This is a genomic window from Edaphobacter flagellatus, assembly GCF_025264665.1.
Lineage (GTDB): Bacteria > Acidobacteriota > Terriglobia > Terriglobales > Acidobacteriaceae > Edaphobacter > Edaphobacter flagellatus.
The window spans coordinates 77,064-103,119 of the sequence record NZ_CP073697.1 but is presented as its reverse complement, the minus strand read 5'-3'; the positions used below and the strand labels follow the sequence as shown (position 1 = coordinate 103,119).

At 56.8% G+C, this 26,056-nt stretch carries 10 protein-coding genes; 5 read left to right on the top strand and 5 right to left on the bottom strand.

Translation table 11 applies throughout. From position 1 onward, the window contains the following. Positions 1 to 83: 83 nt before the first annotated feature. On the bottom strand, positions 84 to 1,385 hold the full coding sequence (gene hemA / locus KFE13_RS00385; protein WP_260705155.1) for a glutamyl-tRNA reductase: 1,302 nt from the start codon (positions 1,383 to 1,385) through the stop codon (positions 84 to 86). After that, positions 1,382 to 2,197 (bottom strand): cytochrome c biogenesis protein CcsA, encoded by an 816-nt coding sequence (gene ccsA, locus KFE13_RS00380; protein WP_260705154.1) that lies wholly within the window; start codon positions 2,195 to 2,197, stop codon positions 1,382 to 1,384. Before ccsA ends, hemA begins: the two co-directional genes overlap by 4 nt. Positions 2,198 to 2,294: 97 nt before the next feature. On the opposite strand from ccsA, the gene mutS reads away from it, so the two are divergent. Genes mutS through KFE13_RS00365 form a run of 3 tightly spaced genes read left to right on the top strand, consistent with a single transcriptional unit; the run spans position 2,295 to position 7,710 of the window. Next, a complete protein-coding gene (mutS, locus tag KFE13_RS00375) occupies positions 2,295 to 4,991 on the top strand; it encodes a DNA mismatch repair protein MutS (RefSeq protein WP_260707002.1) in 2,697 nt (898 codons plus the stop codon). Next, entirely contained in the window at positions 4,988 to 6,178 is a 1,191-nt protein-coding gene (locus KFE13_RS00370) for an anhydro-N-acetylmuramic acid kinase (protein ID WP_260705153.1), read from the top strand. The genes mutS and KFE13_RS00370 overlap by 4 nt, the downstream gene beginning before the upstream one ends. A gap of 11 nt (positions 6,179 to 6,189) precedes the next feature. Beyond that, entirely contained in the window at positions 6,190 to 7,710 is a 1,521-nt protein-coding gene (locus tag KFE13_RS00365; RefSeq protein WP_260705152.1) for an ABC transporter substrate-binding protein, read from the top strand. Here KFE13_RS00365 and KFE13_RS00360 read toward each other — a convergent pair whose 3' ends face one another. From KFE13_RS00360 to KFE13_RS00350, 3 genes are all read right to left on the bottom strand, one after another. Then, positions 7,711 to 8,796: an oxidoreductase gene (locus KFE13_RS00360; protein ID WP_260705151.1), complete on the bottom strand. Its 1,086-nt coding sequence runs from the start codon at positions 8,794 to 8,796 to the stop codon at positions 7,711 to 7,713. Positions 8,797 to 8,983: 187 nt separating this feature from the next. Beyond that, positions 8,984 to 9,616 (bottom strand): hypothetical protein, encoded by a 633-nt coding sequence (locus tag KFE13_RS00355; protein ID WP_260705150.1) that lies wholly within the window; start codon positions 9,614 to 9,616, stop codon positions 8,984 to 8,986. A 14-nt stretch (positions 9,617 to 9,630) separates the two neighbouring features. Continuing rightward, on the bottom strand, positions 9,631 to 23,733 hold the full coding sequence (locus KFE13_RS00350) for an Ig-like domain repeat protein (RefSeq protein ID WP_260705149.1): 14,103 nt from the start codon (positions 23,731 to 23,733) through the stop codon (positions 9,631 to 9,633). A 739-nt stretch (positions 23,734 to 24,472) separates the two neighbouring features. Here KFE13_RS00350 and KFE13_RS00345 point away from each other — a divergent pair. Next, on the top strand, positions 24,473 to 24,991 hold the full coding sequence (locus KFE13_RS00345) for a Rab family GTPase (RefSeq protein WP_260705148.1): 519 nt from the start codon (positions 24,473 to 24,475) through the stop codon (positions 24,989 to 24,991). A gap of 7 nt (positions 24,992 to 24,998) precedes the next feature. Continuing rightward, complete coding sequence (locus KFE13_RS00340; protein WP_260705147.1) at positions 24,999 to 26,051, top strand: GGDEF domain-containing protein; 1,053 nt, start codon at positions 24,999 to 25,001, stop codon at positions 26,049 to 26,051. Positions 26,052 to 26,056 lie beyond the last annotated feature (5 nt).

Below are 26,056 nucleotides of genomic sequence, written 5' to 3'. Positions count from 1 at the left end.
GTCATCACTTATCTAACGAGAGACAAAGGAGATACAAGATTCAATCGGCGCAACTTTCAGAAAATATCCGTGTTGCGAGATCGTTACTTCGATGAGTTTTCTGTTTTGTTACGCGACTGGCCCGTATAGAGCGATTCCAGCTCTGCCAGAGACTGCGAATCGCCATCACGAGCAGCTTCACGCATGGCCGTCATCGGAGCGTGAAGGAACTTGTTCGTCAGCGAGCGGGTAAGCGCTTCCACTGCAGCCAGTTGGTCAGCGGTCAGTCCGGCCAGACGAGAGGAGGTACGGCGAAGTTCTGCCTGCCGGAGGTTTTCGGCGTGCTCCTGAAGGGTGCGAATCGCCGGAGCAGCATCGAGCGATTGGACACGCTGCTGGTATTTATCGACTTCACGCGTGACGATCGTCTCGGCGGCGGCAGCTTCGCGGCTGCGATCGGCCAGGTTTGCAGCCGCAACCTGCTGCAGGTCATCGATGTCATAGACGAAGCATCCCTCGACCTCATTCATGCGCGGGTCGACATCGCGCGGAACGGCAATGTCGATGAAAAACATCGGACGATTGCGTCGGCTTTGCAGAAAGTGCTGTCCGTGCGATCGCTCGAAGAGTTTTTGCGGAGCGCCGGTCGAAGTTATGACGATATCGGCGCGTGCGGCCTGATCGTAAAGCGCATCGAACGGAACCACCTGTCCGTTGAACTGCGCTGCGATCTTTTCTGCCCTCTCCATCGTGCGATTCGCGACAAGGATATTGGATGCTCCCTGCTGGATCAGGTGACGCGCTGCCAGCTCGGACATCTTGCCGGCCCCCACCAGAAGCACCGTTTTCCCTCCGAGAGAACCGAATATCTTTCTTGCCAGATCGACAGCAACCGATGCGATGGAGACAGAGTTTGAGCCGATCTGCGTCTCGGAGCGCACCTTTTTCGCTACGGTAAACGCACGCTGAATGAGTGGATCGAGCGAGCCGGAGACGGCTCCGACTTCGCGGGCGACGGTGTAAGACTCCTTCACCTGGCCAAGAATCTGTGGCTCTCCGACAACCATCGAATCGAGGGAACTGGCTACGCGGAAGAGGTGCCGTACTGCTTCGCGCTCACGATATTCGTAGAGATGCGGCGTGAGCGAAGCTGGGGCAACTGCAAAGTATTCGTGGAGGAAGCGAAGCAAATCTGGCACTTCGCTGGAACCATTTTCCTGTACCGTCAACAGCTCGACGCGATTGCAGGTGGAGAGGATAATCCCCTCGCGGATACCTGGCTGATGAACGAGCGTACGCGTCGCGTCGGCCAGGCGGCCGGAAGGGATCGCCAGCCGCTCACGGACCTCGATCGGAGCCGTGTTGTGGTTGATGCCAAGGAGCACGAGATGGAGATTCTGGCTCATGGCGTCGTAAACCTATGTACAACCGAAAATTGGTTTGCCGACCATACGGCAAGCACAACCAGGAAGACGAACCCTGATAGATAGATCGCTCTGCGTCCACGGAGCCCGGAGTGACGCCGGATGTAGATCATGCCTACATAAGCGAGCCACATGGCGAAGGAAAGAAGTACCTTGGGATCAAGAAAGTAGCTGGGTCCGATGGTTTGCTGTGCGATCAGCGAACCGATCAGCAGACCCGCAGTCATGCAGGGCAAGCCAAATAGCAGCGATTTGAGCGCTATCTGGTCGGTGGTCTCCAGAGGAGGGAGCCATGTCGCCTTGACTGCTGACTGCTTCGATTTCAGATTGCGCTCCTGAATCAGGTACAGAATCGAGGCCAGCAGAGAGAGCAGCAGGGCCGCATAGGCTGCCAGTAGAAGCGCGATGTGCAGGAAGATCCAGCCTGTGTGGAACTGCGGAAACGGTATGCTCTCCTGCCCAGGCTTGAAGGCTGGCACGAGACACAGCAGGAAACTGACAGGCAGAACGAAGATGCCAAGCGACACTGTCCTATATCGCCAATAGACGAGCAGAAATGCCGCAGCCAGCAGCATGGCCAGCAACGCCTGCGTTTCATGCGTATCCACAGGGAGACGATGATGGGCCGTGTTGAGCATCTCGGCCAGGGAAACGAAGTGAAATAGCAGCCCCGCTATCGTCGCAGGTACAGCAACATGGCGCCAGCGCGGCTGGTCGTAGAGAGCCGCCGGCAACACCGCAAGGGCGGCGACGCCGTAAAGAAGAACTGCGACTCTTAGCCAAAGAAGCGACATGCAGGGTGCGTAAATCAGCACAGACGTGCCGAATCTTCAGTATATCGGTTATGAACGCGCCTCGGGGGCTGCCGGTACGGTATTCTGCGGTTCTGCAATGGCAACAGAACCGACATCATCTCTCAGCCCCGATACCGCAGCTCTCTCCCCGGCGATGCGTCAATACCGCGCTGCGAAGGACGCCTACCCCGATGCCCTGCTCTTCTTTCGCATGGGAGACTTCTACGAACTGTTTTACGAAGATGCCATCACCGCTTCGCGAGAGCTGCAACTGACGCTAACCGCACGCGACAAGGCGAAGAGCGTTCCCATGTGTGGCGTACCCTACCACGCCGCCGAAGGCTACCTGCAGCGGCTGCTGCGCAAGGGATATCGCGTAGCGATCTGCGAGCAAATGGAAGACCCCAGGCTTGCTAAGACAGTCGTGCGGCGCGAGGTCACTCGTGTGCTGACTCCCGGCACGGCCATTGACCCTTCTTTGGGCGCCGAGCAAAGCAATTACCTGGCGAGCGTTCACGTTGTCGGCTCAGGCTCTGCTTCGGCTTGCGGACTCGCGCTCCTCGACCTTTCCACCGGTGAGTTTCGCGCGACTGAGTTTACAGGATCGACCGCCAAGGCACAGCTCGCCGATGAACTTGGCCGGATGCGCCCAGTTGAGCTTCTGTTCGCGTCTACAGGATCTTTGTTAGCTGGCGATCGTGGCTCACTCCGTTTTGCGCAGGAGAGCAAAGCCGACGACGAGGAACAAGCCTGGCTGGACGGAATCCGTACCAGAACACCGCTCGACGACTGGATCTTCAGCGCCGATCATGCTCTTCCGTTTCTGCGCAATCACTTCCGGGTTCATTCACTCGATGGGTTGGGACTAGGTGGCCATGAGACTGCTGCCATCGCGTCGGGCGCTCTGCTGCACTATATGCAGGCCACGAAGCAGGGCGGCCTCGAACACGTCGATGCACTGCGCTTCTATGAGCGTTCGTCGTGCCTGGAGCTGGATGCGGTCAGCGTGCGCAATCTTGAACTAGTCGAGCCGCTCTTCTCTGGCGAGAATGTTCAGACAACGCTCTTCTACACACTGGATGCCTGCTGTACTCCAATGGGAAAGCGGTTATTGCGCGCAGCTCTGCTGCGCCCATCATGCGATCTGGCCGAAATTGAGGCACGTCTTAATGCGGTCGCCGAAGCTGCCGGCAATCTGCGTCTCCGTGAAGAGCTTCGTCGTGCGATGGACGGAGTGTTGGATCTTGAACGCCTGATGGGACGTGTTGCACTCGACTCTGCAGGCCCCAGAGAAGTACTCGCGGTTGCGGCAACTCTGGCCTGCCTACCGGGCCTGGCGAAAATAACCACGGCTCTGGAGTCAGCGCGGTGGAAGATGCTTGCCGATGGATTCGACACGCTCGAAGATCTGCATCATCTCATCGCAAAGACAATCGCTGACGAGCCGCCGGTTTCACTCTCCGATGGAGGAGTGATTCGTGCAGGAGTGGATGCGGAGTTGGATGAACTACGTCAGTTGAGCCACAGCGGGCGTCAGGCACTAGCTGCAATTGAAGAGCGAGAGCGCGAACGCACTGGGATTACATCGCTCAAGGTCCGCTTCAATAACGTCTTCGGCTACTACATTGAAGTAACAAAGGCCAACACCAAAGCTGTTCCTGCGGACTACGAACGTAAACAAACGCTGGTGAATGCTGAGCGTTTTACAACACCAGAGCTCAAAGAATACGAAACAAAAATTCTCACCGCGCAGGAACGGTCAGGAGAGATTGAGCGACGCATCTTTGCCCACCTGCGCCGCCAGTTGCTTGATGCAGCGGGACGCATGCGTGAAACCGCACGCAGAGTGGCAGAAATTGACCTCCTCTCGTGCTTTGCGCATCTTGCCGCGCTACACGGCTGGGTGAGGCCTGCGGTTGAGAAAAGCGGCGCACTGGAATTTATCGGTGCGCGGCATCCGGTTGTGGAGCGGCGTCTGGTTGAGTCGGGCACGGGCAGATTCGTACCAAATTCGGTTCATCTGGATGCAGATGTGGGCCCGTCCATTCTGCTGATCACAGGGCCGAATATGGGTGGTAAGAGCACGTACCTGCGGCAGGCGGCACTGCTCGTCATCATGGCGCAGTGTGGCTGTTTCGTTCCGGCTGAGCAAATGCAGCTCGGGCTGATCGATCGTATCTATACCCGCATCGGAGCCAGTGACAATGTTGCGCGTGGTCGCTCGACCTTCATGGTCGAGATGACGGAGACGGCAGCAATTCTGAATACAGCGACCAACCGCTCGCTCGTTCTGCTCGACGAGATGGGGCGCGGCACTGCGACGTACGACGGGCTCTCGCTTGCGTGGGCGACAGTTGAATATCTGCACAATCACATCGGAGCACGCACTCTTTTTGCCACGCATTACCATGAGCTGACGTTGTTGGCCGAGAAGCTGGAACGCCTAAAGAATCTGCGCGTAACGGTGAAAGAGACAGCAGGCGGCATTGTCTTTCTGCACTCTGTCGAATCAGGCCCTGCAAATAAAAGTTACGGTATCGAGGTGGCCCGACTTGCTGGATTGCCCGCAAACGTTATCGCGCGAGCACGTGAAGTGCTGAAGCTGCATGAACGCGCTGAAAACCAACAGGTGCAGGAGTCCTCACCGGAACGTGCTGCGCCACTGCAGATGACGATGTTCACACCGCTATCGCAACGTATCGTAGACCGTGTCGCGGAGGTGGATATTGATGATCTGACACCTCGCGAAGCCTTGAATCTTCTGGCGGAACTGCAGAAGGAGCTTAAAGGATGATCAAGCAAAAGAGCATGATTGTAGCTGGCGTCATGAGTGGAACATCAGCCGACGGAGTTGATGTCACGCTTTGCCGCATTTCGCCAGCAGCTTCTGGCTCCCCGCATATTCAACTGATCGGGACAAAGGCGTTCCAATATCCACGCGCATTGAGAGAAACTGTACTGGCATCGATGGATGCAAAGTCCATGTCGGTAGCAGACATGTCTCGTCTGCACTGGCGTCTCGGCGAGGTCTATGCCGATGCTGTTGCTGTTACGGCGAAGCAGTTCAAGATAAAGCCGGCGCTCGTTGGGTGCCACGGCCAGACCATTTACCACCAGGGCACGGCAACAAAATATCTTGGCCGCCCTGTTCGTTGCACCTGGCAGATTGGCGAGGCGTCCATTCTTACTGAGCGCTTAGGCATCCCCGTGGTGAGCGACTTCCGCGCGGCTGACCTTGCGGCAGGAGGCCAGGGCGCTCCACTCGTTCCGATTCTCGACTACACCATGTTCCGTTCCACGAAAATGAATCGCGTTCTGCAAAATCTTGGTGGAATCGCAAACATGACGGCTATTCCTGCAGGAGCTTCGATAAACAATGTCATAGCCTTCGATAGTGGCCCGGCAAACGTTGTCATTGATAGCTGCATGGTAAAGCTTTTTAACAGGCCGTTCGATCGAAATGGTGCGATCGCAAAACAAGGGATCGTTATCCATGACATACTCCACAAACTAATGCAGGCGAAGTACTTCTCTACCCTACCGCCTAAGAGTTGCGGCCGTGAGGAATTTGGCCGCGGGTATGTCGATCAATTTATCGCCTTATGCCGCAAACATAAAGCAAAGGATGCCGACATTATTGCAACAGCGACAGCACTGACGGCTGAAACTGTCCTCCATGCATATCGTCGCTTTGTTGCGCCGCATCTTGGATTGAAGGCGCCGGGGGTGCGCCATACCGAGTACATCGTCGCTGGCGGAGGCGCGAAAAATGCAGCGCTGATGCTCATGTTGCAATCCGGCCTCGAGCCTCTCGGCGTAAAGATACGGATGATGGATGAGTTCGGCATCCCGACACAGGCCAAAGAAGGCGTCGCCTTCGCGCTGATGGCCTGGCTCACATGGCACGGATTACCAGGCAATGTTCCAGCGGCGACAGGAGCATCGCGTCCAGTCATTCTCGGCAAGGTCACACACGGATGATCCGGCGCTCTATGATCCGAATGGTCTGCTTGCTGCTGACAAGCCTTACGGTAAGTGGTTGCCGCAGCGGAACTGCAGATCCGAATACCGTTGTTATGGTCATTGAGAGCAGTCCGAATAATCTTGACCTCCGACAAGGAACGGATGCGCAATCTGAGCGCGTCGGCGGGATCATCTTCGATGCTCTCGTCAAGAAAGATGAACACTTTAATCTTGTTCCATGGCTGGCAACAAGCTGGCAACAAACCGATCCGCTGACACTGGTCATTCATCTGCGCGATAACGTGTGCTTCCACGATGGACGCCCTCTTGAAGCCGAAGACGTTGCGTGGACGATTCGCAGCATGATTGACGGCACCCTGATTACGGCTAAAGGAGGTGCTTTCGCGTCGGTTGATCGTGTCGATGTACGTGATAAGTTAACCCTCGCAATTCATTTGAAACATCCTGATGCCGGCCTTCTTTTCAATATGAGCGATGGTCTCTTCGGTGTCGTTCCGCGTGGTGCGGGACGTGACTTTGGATTGCATCCCATCGGCACCGGACCATTCCGATTTGTCAGTGCCGTACAGGACAAAGAAGTGATCGTCGCACGCAATAAGGATTATTGGGCCGGCTCTCCGAAGATCGACGGCGTACGCTTCACTGTCGTTCCAGATGCGATTACAGCCTCACTTGAACTGCGAAAAGGTACGGCTGATCTGGCAAGCAACGTCATTACGCTGGACATGGTCCATACACTCGAACAGGCGCCAAATCTCAAGGTCGAGTCAAGCCCAAGCTCGGTTGTCATTTACACCAATTTCAACGTTAACGATCCTCTATTACGCGACAAGCGGGTACGTCAGGCGATTGCCTGCGCGATGGACAGACAGGCCATCGTCGACGCAATCTGGCGCGGGCAGGCTCATCTCGCCGAAACCCTTTTACCGGCCGGTCACTGGGCAGCGGCGAATAATAATGACCTCGCGCGATACCCTCACAATATTGCTCGCGCTGAGCAGCTTCTGGAAGAGGCCGGCTTTCATCGTGGACCCGGGGGGATCAGGCTAAAAATTACGTTGAAAACCTCTACCGATGAGACAACGCGGCTAATGGCTGTCGTGCTGCAACAACAGCTTCGTAAAGCTGGAATACAACTCGATATCCGTTCAGCAGAGTTTGGCACCTTTTACGCCGACGTCACACAGGGCGCCTTCCAGATGTACGCCCTGCGCTGGATTGGCTCAAACGAAGATCCTGACATTTTTCGCTACACCTACAGCACCAGTTCGTTTCCACCAAAGGGTGCTAATCGCGGCCGCTATTCTAATCCTCATGTCGATGCGCTGCTGACCGCCGCAGCTGCCGAAGAAGACCCGTCGAAACGACGAGCCGATTATGTTGAAGTTCAGAAGATTCTTGCCGAAGAACTACCCGGGATTCCATTGTGGTATCCGAACAACGAAGTGGTTCATACGCGAAGAATCGATGGCGTTCATCCCGAAGCGTCTGGCACATTTGACTACCTTCGCAACATCACGGTGAAGTAATCATTTCCACTCAGCGCTTTCTTCAATCGTCAACGGAATAGGCAATACCTTACCGGAAGAGCCCGACTGAAACGATACTTCAAGAATTGCCATCGTCGTAACGGCATCTCTTACCGAAACTGGCGCGGATTTGCCGTGCAGGATCGCATCACGAATCTCGAAGTAATATTCAAGCTGATTCGCCTGCGGTGAAGGTATCTCCGTCTTCTCACCCGTCGCGCCGTCATAGAGGAAACACGGCGTTGGATCGATGCCGAAGGCGGAGTCCAGAGGAGACATGCCAGACTGAAGCTGTACTTCCTGTACATCTTGTCCGAACTTCGCCCAACTTCCCTTCGTTCCATGCAAAACCAAACGCGGACCTCCTCCCGACACCAGCAATGAAGCATGCAGCACGATGCGCATGCGGTCGTAGAAGAGTTGGATATGTGCCCAGTCATCCGTCATGCCACCTTCGCGCAACATCGCGAAACTTCCGCTTACCGAGTGCGGCAAGCCAAACAGATAGAGCGAAAGGTCGATCAGATGCGGCCCCAGATCGAACCAGAGACCGGCACCAGGTCCCGGATCTTCGCGCCAGCGTTGCCGGACATTCGGACGGAAGCGGTCCATGTGACACTCAAAGTGGCTCACCTCACCGAGCGAGCCAGACTCCAGGGCCTGCTTTGCCGCTATGACTTCGCTGTCCCAGCGCCGATTGTGAAAGACCGATAGAAGCCGCTCCTCTTCGTCTGCAACCTTTCTTAGCGCGCGAGCTTCTTCCAATGTAACGGTAAAGGGTTTATCGATCACAACATGCTTGCCCGCGCGCAATGCGGCGAATGCGAGCGGATAGTGGCTATCATTTGGGCTGGCGATCACCACCAAATCTACATCCTTGTGAGTTGGCACTGCTTCAGGCCGACAGATATCGCTCTTCGGGAATCTCCCGCGCAACTGCTCACCTTTACTTGAACCGATGACATTCAACACAAAGCCTGGAACAGACTCGATCAGAGGAGCGTGGAACGTCCGGCCAACATAACCGTAACCAATCAAACCGACACGAACCGTTTCAGTCTTTTGCTGCCTTACTTCTGAAAACATTTAAAACTCATTGTGCAAACGAGATTTGCGCAAGGATTTCAATGCGCTCGAGATAGTGTATCTGTTGAAAATCAGGAAACCTTCCCCAGGGGGAGAACGCATTGGTTGCCCCCGGATTCTGAGAGCTGAAAATTCCGATACCGCATAGATTCGAGAAACCTTTTCGCAGCTTTGTACGACAAGAATTTCAGCGTCCTGTTCGGTGTTGCGGAAAGCGGACGACGACGCCGGCCCCGATGCGAAAAGTGTTCTGGATATTGGTAGTGCTGTTAGGAAACTGAGTGCGAACCCAATCAGCCTGGAAGGCGCGGACTGCAAAGTGGCGCGACAGGCCGATATCGAGACCGCCGCCCACCTGCAGAGCGAATGAGTTGTAGTCGGTCAGCGATCCGGCGGCCGTGGGAAAGTAACTGTTGAAACCGTGGGCCTCTCCGATCAGTCCCTGTCCGAAGATGGCCACGCTCTTCTTCCGCGCACCTCCGATTGGTTTGTACCACGTGTAGCGAGGGCCAAAGGTGGCAGTGACCATCGACAGGCCGACGCCGCTATTGGCGGCATTGCCTATCTGCGTTCCTGCGATATTGGCGGCAATGCCGAAACCACGATACGTCTGCGTCGAAAGCTCTATGCTTCCACCCTGATGCCAGAAGGTAGGATCGGAGACCAAGTTGCTGTACTGTGCCGTGTACGTAACAGCAAGATCAACTTCCTGGTGGCCGGGCGTAGAGCTAGTTGCAACTGCCTGCGCCCCTAGGCTAACGGTCGCCAAGAACAGCGGAGCTGCGAGCAGCAGAAAATAGCGGAATCTCAGGTACATCATTCTTCTCCTCTTTGCTACTGCACAGTCAGCGTGGCGTTGACGGAATGCTGGATATTTCCGCTGGTGGCCGTAATGGTGATGTTGTAGGTCTGCGGAGCGTGTCCGAAGAAGCCGTTGTGCGAACCGCAACCGGTCAGGCCTGTCGTGACAACAGCACCAGCAAGCAGAACAAGCATCATGAAGAGGTACCGTCCTGCCGCGCGACTGCTTCTCCGCATTCGCCTTGCTCCTGCCAAAGGCAACAGGAGCATCCCGAGAGCAATTGATGTGGCATTCCTCTCCAGCTCGTTCATGGCAACGATCGACGCCGTTTGCACGCTAAGGCTGACTGACGCTGAACCAGCGTTGGCCGCGACTGTGGTTGGAGCGAAGGCCACGGCTGCGCCTGGAGGTAGCCCAGTCGCCGTAAAGGTGACAACGCCCGGATACGTGCTGTTTGTAGGAGCAACTCGCACCGTATAAGGAGCAGCCTGGCCGGATATCACGGTCTGGCTCTGCGCTGAAGTCAGTGTCAGTGTGAAATCCAATACTGGAGCCGCCGCTATGGTTATAGGCTTCGGCAAGCTGATGGAACTGGCGTAATTACTGTCGCCACTGTAGGCCACTGTGATTGTGCCCGTTCCCACCGGCAGCGTGCTGGTTGTTAGTGTCGCTACCCCGCTGGCATTCAGGGTTCCGGTTCCGATGGGGTTCCCGTTGTAGTAGAACGTCACCGTGCCAGTTGGCGGCACACTGCCCGTCGTCGGAACTGTCGCCGTCAGAGTCACCGGCTGGCCCGCAGTCGGCGTCGTTGGACCGACTGCCACCACCGGTACACTCGTCGTTGTGCCACCTACCGGGACAGTCACGGTCTCGGTCATGGTTGCAGTGGCACCCGCGTTGTAATTCGAGTCGCCATTGTAGACAGCTGTGATCGTGTCCGAGCCTACCGGCAGCGCACTGGTCGTCAGCGTTGCAATGCCATTCGCAATCGTCCCTGTGCCCAGCACGGTGTTGCCGTTAGAGAAGACGACCGTGCCTGTAGCAGAAGCAGGAACTGTTGCGGTAAAGGTGACTGGGCTACCGAAGACCGACGGGTTTACTGACGATGTCAGAGCAACGTTCGCTACCCCGTTCTGTCCCAGCGTGGCCTTGCTCACCGTAAGAGTGCCGTTCACGAAGGCAACCACATAGTTGTTTGAGTTGAGACCCGCAACCGATATGGGGTAGCTTCCAGCCGGAGAGGTTGGTGTCCCAGTCGTCGAGTAGACCGGAACGCCCGTCACTGCTGTCGCATAGGTATCTCCATTCACCAGCGCGCCCGTGACGCTATAGCTGAAGGCGGGATTTCCCTGACCGTACGATCGGCTTGCATTGCCTACCGTTACCGTCAGAGCCGCTCCACCAGGTCCAGTCCTCGGGCTGATCGTCACCGTGACCGGACCACTGGTGCTCGCTCCATAGTTGGAGTCGCCCTGGTAGGTCGATGTGATCGTGTAGCTTCCAGCAGGAAGCGACGATGTCGTCAGTGTGGCTACTCCGCCAGACACCATTCCGGTGCCAAGCACGTTAGCGCCATTCGTGAAGACCACCGTCCCTGTCGCGCCACTCGGAGCTACCGTCGCTGTCAACGCGATCGGATCGCCATACTGAGCCGAGTTTGCGCTGGCAGTTAGTGTTGTGGTGGTTGGCGAGGACACAATCGTCAGCGTGCCCGGCACAATTGCGACCGTATAGTTTGCACTCGCCAGATCGCTCACATTGATCGGGAAGGTTGAGCCCGCAGGCGAGGTCAGTGTATCCGCTGCCGAATAGACCGGAGTTCCTGTCACTGCCGTTGCGTAGGTATCGCCGTTGACAAGCGTGCCCGTCACGACGTAGCTGAACTGCGGATCTGAGGTGCCGTATGGACGGCTGGCATCCTGGACTGTAATCGTTAGAGCTCCTCCGCCACCTAGCGCTGTCTTCTTCGCAATGGTCACAGTAGCTGGTCCGCTCTGGCTGCTCGCATAGGTTGCATCGCCGTTGTAAACCGCCGTAACAGTATGCGCACCCGCAACAAGAGTTGTCGTTGTCAGCGTGGCTACGCCGTTCGACACTGTGCCAGCGCCTAGCAGCACCGAGCCATCATAGAAGCTCACTGTCCCTGTTACACCGGATGTTACTGTCGCGGTCAGCGTCACCGGATCTCCGTATTGCGGAGAAGCTGGGCCAGCAACCAGGGTTGTCGTCGAGGGCGATATGGTCACGGTCAAGTTGCCCGGAACAAACGCAATCGTGTAATTAGCTGAAGTCAGGCCGGCGACTGTGATCGAGAATGTGCCAGGTGTGTTTCCTGCTGCTGTCGAGTAGTTCGCCGTGCCGGTGATTGCCGTTGCGAACGTATCGCCGTTGACCAACTGTCCCGAGGGTGAATACGAGAACGGCGGATTGGATTGAGTCGTGGTCCGCGCCGCGTCGTTGACCGTCACGGTAATCGCCGGCCCTCCGCCTGGCGCGGTACGCTGCGTCACGGTCAGTTGTGCGGTGTTGCTCGTATTGGCAGGAACGTTAGAATCGCCGTTATATTTTGCCACGATAGTATGAACGCCGGCATTCAATGTGCTGATCGGCAGCACGGCTGTACCTGTGTTATCCAGCGAAGCCGTGCCCAGCAGCGTCGTGCCCTCATAGAAGCTCACTGTGCCAGTTGCAAAGCTCGGTGTTACCGCTGCCATCAGCGTCGCCGGATCGCCATACATCACCGTAGACGGCGAGATGCTCAGTATCGTCCCCGATGTGGGCACAATAGTGACGATCTGATTGTCGATTGCAGAGGTTGCAGAGTTATAGTTCGCATCACCGCCATAAACTGCCGTCACTGGATGCGTCCCGACAGCAAGAGTGGATGTGGTGAAGGTCGCCGTCGTGCCGCTGATCGTACCGGTTCCCAGCACGGTCGAGCCATCGACGAACTGGACTGTGCCCGTCACGCCGCTTGGCACCGTCGCCGTGAAGATCACAGACTGGTTATAAGCGGAAGGATTGGGCGAAGACACCAGGGTGATATCGGCGAGGCCGTTCTGGCCCAACGTCGCTTTGGTGACAACCTGATTGTCGACCGCTGATGTTGCCGAGTTGTAGTTCGCGTCACCGCTATAGACAGCAGTCACAGGATGAGTACCGACGGCAAGAGTGGTTGTGGTGAAGGTTGCCGTCGTGCCGGAGATGACGCTGGTGCCAAATAATGTGGCCCCATCCATAAAGCTGACCGTACCCGTTACGCCGTTAGGCACCGTTGCTGTGAACGTTACGGATTCCTCGTAAGCCGAAGGGTTGGGTGAAGAAACCAACGTAATATCTGCCAGGCCGTTCTGCCCCAAAGTTGCCTTGTTTACGGTAAGAGTGCCGTGCACAAAGACGATCACATAGTTGTTCGAGTTCAAGCCTGTAACTGATATCGGATAGTTCCCGGCTGAAGAAGTCGGTGTTGCAGCCGTCGAGTAGACAGGCACGCCCGTAACTGCCGTCGCATAGGTATCCCCATTGAGCAGTGTGCCTGCCACGCTATAGCTGAACGCGGGATTCCCTTGCCCATACAAACGGCTCGCGTCAGCTACCGTAATTGTGAGAGCCGCTCCGCCGCCCGGTGCAGTCCTCGGGCTGATCGTCACCGTGACAGGACCGCTGGTGCTCGCACCATAGTCCGTGTCTCCCTGATAACTGGACGTGATCGTATAGGTGCCGGCATTCAGCGCTGTCGTTGTCAGCGTGGCAACTCCACCCGATACGGTTCCCGTACCCAGAACGGTGCTGCCATTCATGAAGATCACGGTGCCGGTCGCGCCGCTCGGAGCGACCGTCGCCGTCAAAGTGACCTGGTCGCCATACTGCGCCGAGTTCGTGCTCGCAGCTAGTGTTGTCGTAGTGGGCGCAGACACAATCGTCAGAGTGCCGTTGACGAACGCAATTGCATAGTTTGCGCTCGTCAGCCCACTCACACTGATCGGGAAGGTCGAACCTGCCGGTGAAGTCGGTGTATCTGCTGCTGAGTAAACCGGTGCTCCTGTCACCGCCGTCGCATAGGTATCCCCATTGACCAGCGCGCCTGTGGCGACGTAGTTGAACTGAGGATCGGAAGTGTTGTATTGCCGGCTCGCGTCCTGCACCGTGATCGTCAGAGCAGCACCGCCGCCTGGTGCCGTCTTCTTTGCCACAACTACAGTTGCCGGTGCGCTCTGGCTGCTCGCGTAAGTCGCATCGCCGTTGTAGACCGCCGTGATCGAGTGTGTGCCCGCGTTCAGCGTTGTGGTCGTCAATGTAGCAACGCCATTCGACACCGTGCCCGTGCCCAATAGCACAGAACCGTCGTAGAAGCTCACCGTACCGGTTGCACCTGAAGTGACGGTCGCAGTCAGCGTGACTGGATCCCCGTACTGCGGTGAAGACGGACCAGCGACCAAGGTTGTCGTCGATGGCGATATGGTCACGGTCAGGTTGCCCGGAACAAATGCGATCGTATAGTTGGCTGAGCTCAATCCACTGACTGTGACCGAATACGTGCCTGGTGTCGTTCCAGCTGCCGTAGAGTAATTCGGAGTGCCGCTGATTGCCGACGCATACGTATCGCCGTTGACCAGTTGTCCCGAGGGTGAATACGAGAACGGCGGATTGGATTGGGTCGTAGTCCGTGTCGCATCGTTGACCGTCACCGTAATCGCTGGGCCTCCGCCCGGCGCTGTGCGCTGCGTAACCGTCAGTTGTACGGTGTTGCTTGTGTTTGCAGGTACGCCAGGATCGCCGTTGTACTTCGCCACGATGGTATGAACGCCAGCGTTCAGCGTGCTGATCGGCAGAACTGCTGTACCCGTGCTGTCGAGCGAAGAAGTACCCAGAAGTGTACTTCCTTCATAGAAGCTCACCGTGCCGGTGGCGAAACTTGGCGACACTACCGCTGTCAGCGTCGCCGGGTCTCCGTACATCACCGTTCCGGGAGCTACGCTCAGCGTCGTCGACGACGCACCCAGCGCACTGACCGTCTGGTTGACCGAGCCGCTGCTTCCCGTCAGACTGCCTGTATCCGGCGTATAAACTGCGGTGACCATGTGGAGTCCGACTGCCAGTGTGCTGATCGTATAAGTTGCCACCCCGCTGCTGAGAGTGACAGGGCTGCCCACAGCCGTGCCATCGATGCTGAACTGCACCGATCCTGTCGGCTGGGTTGATCCCGCCGTCGGAGCAACTGTCGCCGTAAAGGTGACCGACTGCATGAAAGTAGAGGGATTTGCCGAGCTGGTAACCGTAGTCGTCGTGCCCGCCTGGTTCACGACCTGATTGTCGACCGCCGAAGTTGCTGGGTTATAGTTGGCATCGCCGCTATAGACCGCAGTCACCGGATGAGTGCCGACCGCAAGAGTCGTCGTGGTGAAGGTAGCTGTGGTTCCGCTGATCGTGCCCGTTCCCAGCACCGTCAAGCCGTCTACGAACTGCACCGTGCCGGTAACTCCACTCGGTACTGTCGCTGTGAAATCGACCGATTGGCCATAGTTCGACGGGTTCGGCGAAGAGGTCAGCGTGATATTGGCCAACCCGTTCTGTCCCAGAGTGGCCCTGTTTACGGTGAGACTACCGTTCACGAACGCGATCACATAGTTGCTCGAGCTGAGACCTGTGACCGAAATCGGATACGTTCCGGCTGGAGACGTTGGCGTTCCCGGCGTCGAGTAGACTGGCACACCTGTCACTGCTGTCGCGTAAGTATCACCGTTCACCAGTGTGCCCGCGACGCTATAGCTGAACGCTGGATTCCCTTCTCCATATGCACGGCTTGCATCGGCTACCGTCACTGTCAGAGCCGCTGTGCCGCCCGGTCCGGACCTCGGGCTGATCGTCAGCGTAATAGGACCGCTGGTGCTCGCGCCATAGTTGGTATCGCCCTGATAGCTCGATGTGATCGTATAGGTACCAGCATTCAGCGTTGTCGTTGTCAGCGTGGCTACACCACCCAACACCGTACCTGTGCCCAGCACATTAGCACCATTCATGAAGAGCACCGTACCGGTGGCACCGCTCGGAGAGACGGTTGCCGTCAGCGTGACCGGATCGCCATACTGCGCCGAATTCGTGCTCGTAGTTAATGTTGTCGTAGTCGGCGCAGACGCAATGGTCAGCGTGCCGTTGACCAGCGCAATCTCATAGTTTGCGCTCACCAGTCCGCTCACACTGATGGGGAAGGTCGAACCCGCAGGTGAAGTCGGTGTGTCCGCCGCAGCATAGGTTGCCGCACCCGTTACCGCTGTCGCGTAGGTGTCGCCATTGACCAGCGTACCCGTAATGACGTAGTTGAATTGAGGATCGGCCGTGTTGTACTGCCGGCTCGCGTCCTGCACGGTGATCGTCAGCGCAGCTCCGCCCCCCGGTGCAGTCTTCTTCGCTACGGTGACAGTTGCCGGCCCACTCTGGCTACTCGCATAGGTCGCATCACCGTTGTAAACCGCGGTGGTCGTATGAGTGCCGGCAATGAGCGTGGTCGTCGTGAGTGTTGCTACGCCGCTCGACACTGCGCCCGTGCCCAGCAACACTGAGCCGTCATAGAAGCTCACCGTTCCTGTTGCGCCCGAGGTCACTGTAGCCGTCAACGTAACCGGATCGCCGTATTGCGTCGAAGCTGGGCTGGCAACGAGTGTCGTCGCCGTGTTTGTTGCTGTCACCATCAAGTTTCCGGGAACAAACGCGATCGTATAGTTCGCCGAAGTCAGGCCCGTGACTGTGATCGCATACGTGCCTGGTGTCGTTCCAGCTGCCGTAGAGTAATTCGCCGTGCCGCCAATCGCCGTCGCATAGGTGTCGCCGTTGACCAGCTGTCCCGCCGCTGAATAGGAGAACGGTGGATTCGATTGGGTCGTCGTCCGCGCCGCGTCGTTGACCGTCACCGTAATCGCCGGCCCCCCGCCCGGTGCGGTACGCTGCGTCACCGTCAACTGAACAGTATTGCTCGTATTTGCAGGTACGCCAGGATCGCCATTGTACTTCGCTGTGATGTTATGTACGCCAGCATTCAGCGTGCTGATCGGCAGCACTGCCGTGCCCGTATTATCAAGCGATGCCGTACCCAGAAGCGTCGTGCCCTCATAGAAGCTCACCGTACCGGTCGCAAAACTAGGCGCGACCACTGCTGTCAGCGTCGCCGTATCGCCATACATCACGGTGGAAGGAGACACGCTCAATGTGGTCGATGACGTGGATACAGCACCGACCTGTTGGCTGATGGACCCATTGCTTCCCGTCAAACTACCTGTGTCCGGGGTATAGACCGCCGTAACGGAGTGCAGGCCAACCGCAAGCGTACTGATTGCGAACGTAGCCGTTCCGTTGCTCAGAGTGACAGGGCTGCCCGTAGCCGTTCCATCGATACTGAACTGTACCGTTCCTGTCGGAACGATTGATCCCGACGTCGGAGCAACCGTCGCCGTAAAGGTGACCGATTGCATAAATGCCGAGGGATTCAAAGAGCTGGCGACCGAAGTCGTTGTGCTCTGCTGGTTCACAACCTGATTGTCCACTGCCGACGTCGCGGGGTTATAGTTCGCGTCGCCGCTGTAAACCGCTGTCACTGGATGAGTCCCGACAGCAAGTGTCGTCGTCGTAAACGTAGCCGTGGTTCCAGCAATCGTTCCCGTCCCCAGCAACGTGGCACCGTCCATGAACTGCACCGTACCAGTCACTCCGCTAGGCACCGTCGCCGCGAAGGTCACCGACTGACCCACAGTCGACGGGTTCGGCGAAGACGTCAGAACAATATTCGCCAGGCCGTTCTGGCCCAGAGTCGCCTTGTTCACCACCTGGTTGTCGACTGCTGAAGTCGCCGTGTTGTAGTTCGCGTCGCCGCTATAAACCGCTGTTACTGGATGAGTCCCAACAGCAAGCGTCGTCGTAGTCAACGTCGCGGTCGTGCCGCTGATCGTACCCGTCCCCAGCAGTGTCGCTCCATCCATGAACTGCACCGTGCCCGTAACACCGGTCGGTACCGTCGCGGTAAAGATCACCGACTGGCCGAGGGTTGACGGATTCGGTGAGGAGGCCAAAGTAATATTCGCCAAGCCATTCTGGCCCAGAGTCGCCTTGTTCACCACCTGGTTGTCGGCTGCCGAAGTCGCCGTGTTGTAGTTCGCGTCGCCGCTGTAAACCGCTGTCACTGGATGCGTCCCGACAGCAAGTGCCGTCGTCGTAAACGTCGCGGTCGTGCCGCTGATCGTACCCGTCCCCAGCAGTGTCGCTCCATCCATGAACTGCACTGTGCCGGTAACACCGGTCGGCACCGTCGCGGTGAAGGTCACCGACTGCAGGTAGCTTGACGGATTCGGCGAAGACGCCAACGTGATATCCGCCACGCCGTTCTGCCCCAGGGTCGCCTTGTTCACCACCTGGTTGTCGACTGCCGAAGTCGCCGTATTGTAGTTCGCGTCGCCGCTGTAGACGGCAGTCACCGGATGCGTTCCGATCGCAAGCGTGGACGTGGTAAATGTCGCAGTCGTGCCAGAGATCGTTCCTGTGCCCAGTGATGTTGTTCCATCCATGAACTGCACCGTGCCGGTGACACCGCTCGGTACCGTCGCTGTAAATGTCACCGACTGTAAGTAGGCCGACGGGTTCGGCGAAGACGTCAGAGTGATGTTCGCCACTCCGTTCTGCCCCAGAGTCGCCTTGTTCACCACCTGGTTTAAGGCAGCTGCGGAGCTTCCCGTAAAGTTGGTCGAATTGGATGTGTAGACCGCGGTAATGCTATGGGTGCCCACCGCCAGCGTGCTGCTGCTCGTAAAAGTTGCCGCTCCGCTACCGTTCAGCGTCACAGGGCCGCCAACAGCTGCCCCATCCACACTGAACTGCACCGTGCCTGTGGGCAGAGCTGTCCCCACCGTCGGCGCTACCGTCGCTGTGAAGGTCACAGCCTGGCCATAGCTCGATGGATTCACCGACGAAGCCAATGTCGTCGTCGTGCTTACTGCAACGCCAGTACCGCTAAGAGAGATCGTTTGCGTCGTTCCCGGTGCATTCAGCGAGTTGTCCGTCAACACTGCGGTGCCCGTGATTGCGCCCGTCGTGGTCGGCACGAAGTTCACGGCATAGTTGCAGTTCGCCCCGGCCGGCAGTGTCTGGGCAGAGCTGCTCGTCGACTGTTGCGGGCACGTCGTCGCGTTATCCAACGCAAAGTTCAGCGATACATTGGGATTGCTACCGGAAGAAGCCGGCGGAACCGTCAGGCTTGCATTGCCGATATTCGATACCGTCACCGTCTGCGGATCATCTGTAGTATCCGCAGTCCCTACCTTCGTCGCCGTCGGATACGCCAACTTCGACTGACTCACATCCACTTTACGGATGCGGTTGTTGCCATAGTCTGCGATATAGAGGTTTCCTGCACCGTCCAAACTAATACCGAGGGCGCCACCCAGCGCCGCACTCGTCGCAGGGCCACCATCACCTGAATAGGCAGACGGTCCAGAACCTGCGAGGGTTGTAATCACACCGGTTCCTGCGTCTATCTTCCGGACGCGATTGTTGAACTGATCTGAGAAATAGACATTGTTCGCACTGTCGATGGCAATGGTGCCTGGGTAATATAGCTCGGCACTCGTCGCAGGACCGCCATCGCCTGTAAAGCCTTGTGTTCCGTTCCCGGCAATTGTCGTGATGATGCCAGTAGTTGCCGACACCTTGCGGATGCGGTTGTTGCGCTGGTCCGCAATATAGAGGTTGCCCACACTGTCGATACCAACCCCGCCAGGGTACTGAAACGAGGCACTAGTTGCCGGGCCGCCATCCCCGGAATAGCCGACTGTCCCGTTGCCCGCAACCGTAGTGATCACGCCCGTCGCGGCATTCACCTTGCGGATGCGGCAGCCGTTGTAGTCGGTGATATAGAGGTTACCTACGCTGTCGACGATTACTTCGCCAGGGGCCACGAATCCTGCGCTGGTCGCCGGGCCGCCATCCCCCGAGTACGCGCCTAATCCATTTCCCGCAACCGTCGTGATCACACCTGTCGCGGCATTAACCTTGCGAATTCTGGAATTGAGATAGTCAGCGATATAGAGATTGCCTGCACTATCGACGTACACTCCTTGAGGGCCATTGAGCTTTGCACTGGTCGCCGGACCGCCATCGCCCGAGAAACCGGCGGTTCCGTTGCCAGCGACCGTTGTGATGATGCCTGTTCCTGCCGCTACTTTACGGATGCGGTTGTTGGCATACTCTGCGATGTATATGTTGCCCGCACTGTCGACGGCCTGTCTGAAGACCGCGTTTATTTGCGCGCTCGTCGCAGGACCACCATCCCCTGTATAACCAGCTGTCCCAGTGCCCGCCACCGTTGTGATAATTCCCGGAGTGAGCGCCACCAGCGGCCCGAGACCTATACCGGTCAGGCCAACGTTGAAATTGCCCGCGCTGTCGACCACTTGCAACGGCACCCACCGCTGTCCGGGATACCCTGGCGTAAAGGTTATAGAGACGGTGCAGACAGTGCCCGCCGGATTGCTTGCTCCCACCGTGCAACCAGTGATCGACTGGATTGCGTACTCCTGCTTACCGCTCTGGGACTGCGGAATCGTGATGCTGCTGAGAGTTCCCGTCGCAGGTAACGTGAACGTGATGTTTTGCGGCGCGCTTGTAGTCGCTACCGGGATAGCCGGGAGGAAGTTGGTGTTGGTTGCGCCGCTATTGTTCACCACATGGTTGTCAACCGCGGAGGTGGCGGTGCTGTAGTTGGCATCGCCGCCATAGACCGCCGTCACCGGATGCGTTCCGACGGCAAGCGTTGTTGTCGTAAACGTCGCCGTAGTGCCACTGATCGTGCCTGTTCCCAGCGTTGTCGCACCGTCCTTGAAGGTCACCGTACCCGTGACACCGGCCGGCACCGTCGCCGTGAAGGTCACCGACTGACCCACGTTTGACGGGTTAGGCGAGGAGTTCAGGGCGATGTTGGCCAGACCGTTTTGCCCCAGAGTCGCCTTACCCACCACCTGGCTCAAAGCGGTTGCGGAACTCGTCGTGAAGCTGGTCGAGTCGGGCGTGTAGACCGCAGTGATGCTATGAGTTCCCACCGCCAGCGTGTTGCTCGTAAAAGTCGCGGCTCCGCTGCCGTTCAGTGTTACAGGACCGCCAACAGCCGCCCCATCCACGCTGAACTGCACCGTACCTGTGGGCAGAGCTGTCCCTACCGTCGGTGCAACTGTCGCCGTAAAGGTCACAGCCTGGCCATAGGCCGACGGATTCAACGACGAAGCCAACGTCGTCGTCGTGCTTACTGCGACTCCCGTCGCATTCAGATGAATCGTTTGCGTCGATCCAGCAACGTTCAACGAATTATCTGTGACTATTGCGGAGCCAGTGATCGTGCCTGCCACAGTAGGCGCAAAGTCGATCGCATAGGTGCATTGCGCTCCGGCTGCCAGTGTCTGAGAAGAGCTGCTTGTAGACAGCTGCGGGCACGTCGTCGCGCTATCCAACGCAAAGTTGAGCGACACGCTCGGATTGCTACCCGATGATGGCGGAGGAACCGTCAGGCTTGCGTTGCCGATATTGGAGACGATGGCCGTCTGCGGATTATCCGTCGAGTCCGACGTTCCCACCTTTGTCCCTGTCGGATACGTCAGGATCGACTGGCTCAGATCAATCTTGCGGATGCGGCTGTTGCCAAGATCCGAGACGTAGAGGTTGCCCGCGTTATCGAAGGTGATACCGCTAGGATATTTCAGCGAAGCGCTGGTCGCCGCACCGCCGTCGCCAGCATAGGCTCCGGTTCCGTTGCCGCCCACTGTCGTGATGATCCCCGTCGCCGCAGCCACCTTGCGGATCCGGTTGTTCAGATAGTCCCCGATATAGAGGTTGTCTGCGCTGTCGAACACCAGATACTCAGGGTTATGCAACGCAGCGCTAGTCGCCGGGCCGCCATCGCCCGAATAGGCTCCGGTTCCGTTGCCCGCCACCGTCGTGATGATTCCCGTCGCTACCGTCACCTTGCGGACGCGGTTGTTGCCAGGATCGTCGATGTAGAGATTGCCCACGCTATCCAGGACAACATGCGTAGGATCTGCAAGAGCTGCGCTGGTGGCTGGGCCGCCATCGCCCGAATAACCGACTGTCCCGTTGCCCGCTACCGTTGTGATGATGCCCGTCGCCGCGTTCACCTTGCGGATGCGACTGTTGCCAAAGTCCGCGATGTAAAGATTGTTTGCGCTGTCGACGGCTACTCCAGTAGGAGACCACAGCGCTGCGCTGGTGGCTGGGCCGCCATCGCCCGAGTAGGCCTGTGTCCCGTTACCCGCCACCGTCGTGATGATTCCCGTTGCGGCGTTCACTTTGCGGATGCGCTGGTTGTAATACTCCGCGATATAGAGGTTGCCCGCGCTGTCCAGGGCCACAATTTCAGGACCATTCAACTGGGCACTGGTTGCCGGACCGCCATCGCCCGAGTAGCCTGCTACACCGGTACCCGCCACTGTCGTGATGATCCCAGTCGCTGCATTCACCTTGCGTACGCGGTTGCTGGCATTGTCCCCGATATAGAGGTTGCCCGCGCTGTCGAAGGCCACCCCTACAGGAGTATTCACCTGCGCGCTGGTCGCCAGGCCTCCATCGCCCGTTGAACCCGCTGTTCCGTTGCCCACCGCGGTCGTGATGACCCCGGGCGTCAACGCCACCAGCGGTCCCAGGCCTATGCCTGTCAGACCGAAGTTGATATTGCCTGTGCTCGTAACGACCTGTAGTGGAACCCACCGCCGCCCGGAATAAGCCGGCGAAAAGGTAATGGGAATCGTGCAGACCGTTCCCGCGGCATTACTTGCACCAATCGTGCAGCCCGTAATCGTACCGATGCTGTATTCCTGCTTGCCGCCCTGCGACTGAGGAACCGTGATGCTGGTGATCGTCTCCGCCGCAGTCGTCTGAAGGAGAATATTCTGCACAGTGCTGCTGGTGCCAATCGTGGTCGTGGGGAAATTGTTGGCAGTAATCGCCAATTTCCGAATACGATTATTGCCGAAATCTGAGATGTAGAGGCTACCTGCACTGTCGATGGCAATACCAAGTGGAGTATTGAACGCAGCGGCAGTTCCTGGCCCGCCATCCCCCGAGAAACCCGCAGTGCCATTCCCGGCAACGGTTGTGATAATCCCAGTGGCTGCGAATATCTCACGAACTCGGTTGTTACCTTGATCAGCGACGAACAGGTTGCCCGCTTTATCGAGAGTGACACGTGCAGGAGTACTGAATTGCGCGCTGGTGGCTGCGCCACCATCCCCTGCAAAACCGGCTGTCCCACTGCCGGCATACGTCGTGATGATGCCTGTCCCTGCGGCAACTTTGCGAATGCGGTTGTTGGCAACGTCAGCGATATAGAGATTGCCTGCGCTGTCGATAACAATCCCGGCAGGCTGATTCAACGCGGCACTGGTAGCTGCACCGCCATTCCCCGAAAAGCCGGCTGTCCCATTGCCGGCATACGTTGTGATGATTCCAGTCCCCGCAGCTACCTTACGAATGCGATTGTTGGCATTGTCAGCAATATAGAGATTGCCTGCGCTGTCGAAGGTCAGGTCGGTGGGAGAATACATTGCCGCACTCGTCGCTGCAGCGCCGTCACCAGAAAAGCCAGCTGTCCCATTACCCGCAACCGTGGTAATATTGCCCGTTCCGGCATCGACCTTGCGAACGCGGTTGTTCGCTTGATCCGCGATATATAAGTTCCCTGCACTATCGACAACAACACCAGTCGGCCCCTTCAACATAGCGCTGGTCGCTGCGGCTCCATCGCCGGAAAAGCCCGCTGTTCCATTGCCTGCAACCGTGGTAATGACACCTGTTCCTGCATCGACCTTACGGATACGGTTATTTTGCCAATCCGCAATATAGAGATTGCCCGCACTATCGGTCGCGACGCCTTCGGTTCGGTTCAGCCCGGCACTCGTTGCGGGGCCGCCATCGCCCGAGTAGCCTGTCGTCCCATTGCCCGCCACTGTCGTGACACCTGGAACGAGTTGCATCTGCGCCCCGGCCTGCAGACCGACAGCAAGCAGGAAAGCAACAAACCCAAAGGCAACGGCAGCTCGCTTGGCGACGAAGGTCAGCAGTGCAAGCTGGGGACGGTTCTTCTGGCTCATGGCGGAGATCTCTCTTCTCGTGAATCGAAACATGGCGTATTGCTTCCTGAAAGCGAGCGAACTGCGGCTAGGCGCTCTCTTCAAGAGCACTGGGGCATCAAATTTGTCCGTAGCTGGCACCACTCAAGGGAGATGTGTACTCCGTAGAGTCGTGACGGTCAGCCTATGTATGAGAAATAACCGGGAGGGAAATCAAGGTAGATCAAATAGTTACAACCACTCTGCTAATCCTGAACGCGATAATCACATGCTCCACGCAGGCTGATAATAACCTGAAAGTTGTAGCGCCAGATTTGCAAAAAATCGGATCGTAGACATTCCACATTTCTCCGTTTCTCAGCAGAAAAATGTTTTCTAAACGGCTTAGTCGATGGGCTGCGTAGATTCATATCAGCGATGTTCGTGCATGGTAATATGTCGAATCGTTCCGATCCCCGAACGAGATTGCTTCGGTTGCCATCGCGCTTGTGCGGGAACGGACATGCGTGGGAAATATGTTCTGATCGGACCGCAATCCTTAACTCGCTGAGCAAAGATATCCATCATCAGTAAGGCTATTTATCGCACGCCGCAGCGAAGAGGTCTCACCAGGCGTGTGACGACCACTGCAGAAAGATAACCTCCAAATTGTGCTGTGACTCCTGCTTTGGAAGCGACTCTGCTTTAAAATAGGAAGTCACTGTACTGGACAAGCATTCAAATCCATCTTTGACGAGATGGAGGAAATGAGCAAAGGATTGTGGCGCCATCCCCCCGGGTTTTCCATAAAAAAATTTGTATTGTTGGCGAATTCAGCGTCGGCAAGACGAGTCTCATCGCTAGGTACGTGCATTCCATTTTTTCCGAAAAATATCACACGACTATCGGCGTGAAGATCGATAAGAAGCAATGCCTGGTGGATAATTTCCTTGTAAACCTCGTCATATGGGATATTGCAGGCGAATCCCCGTTAGGAACTTTGAAGCCAGCTCAAATCCTCGGTGCTTCCGGTTTTCTTCTAGTCGCAGATGGAACGCGCCCGGAAACGTTGGATTCAGCTATCACACTTCATCAGAAAGTAACCGACATCCTCGGATCCGTTCCCTTTATTTTGGCCCTCAACAAGGCCGATCTAACTGAGGAGTGGCGGGTAAACACTGACATGATTGAAAAACTTTGTCAGAAGGGATGGGATGTGCGACTGTCTAGTGCGAAAACTGCGCAAGGAGTGGAGGAGATGTTTCTCGATCTGGCGAGGCGCCTAATTCAAAATGGCTGAGAGCCCATTGGCTACTATTGAACTCGATACTGACCGTGAGACTCGCTCGCTAGCGCAGCTGTTCTCAACAATGGACTACGCGGTCTTCGAGGCAGTGGGCGAGAGCCTGTGCCAAATCAACACCCCACCCACGTGGTTTGACCGTCTCACTGCTTTTGATAACTGCAGCAAGACGCTTACAGCTCACCTTCCATTTCTGGAGGCGTTCCTTCCTGAAGCATCTGTTTTCTGGAAAGAATCGCAAAATGGTCGCATTCAGTCCGATTTCTGGACACAGACTGATGTCTCCGGCGAAGATGTTCACTTGCTTGCTTACGCTGTATCCTTGAACGGACGCAGGTTTCTTCTGATCCGATCCGTACAAGAGCTCTATAAAGAGCGCGAGAGATGGCAGATATACGCTCACGAGACAGCGATCCAACTAAAGACGATCAAACGCCTGCAGTGCGAGATGGAAGCATCGGCCGCTGCTCTTGCAAAAGCAAATGAAAGGTTGAATGAGCTTTCGATACAGGACTCTCTCACCGGCGTCTATAACCGTAGGCATTTTGAACATACCTTCGATCTCGAGTTGAGAAGAACATATCGATCCGGTGAACCAATATCAATTTTGTTTATGGATGTCGATCACTTCAAATTGTTGAATGACACCTTTGGTCATAGCGCGGGGGATGACTGTTTGCGCTCAATCGGCAGGCTGCTCAAGGATTCATTGCACAGATCGGCAGACTTGGTCGCCCGTATTGGCGGAGAGGAGTTTGCAATTATCCTCCCTGGAATTGATGCCGATGCCGCTCTCCAACTTGCAGAAACAATAAGTCAACGCGTACAAAATTTGAAAATTCCGAATTCGGCTTCTGAAAATTTTATAAAGACTACGGTTAGTATCGGCGTTTACACACGGCCACCGAAGAGTACCGTGACGCTGTCGGCCATCCTACAGATCGCAGACAACGCGCTCTACCGCGCAAAACGGAATGGCCGAAACCAAGTCGTCGTCGGGTCAGAATTCGACATAACGTACTCTACTAGCCCTCTCACAAAGAACACGACTGAATGAAAGCT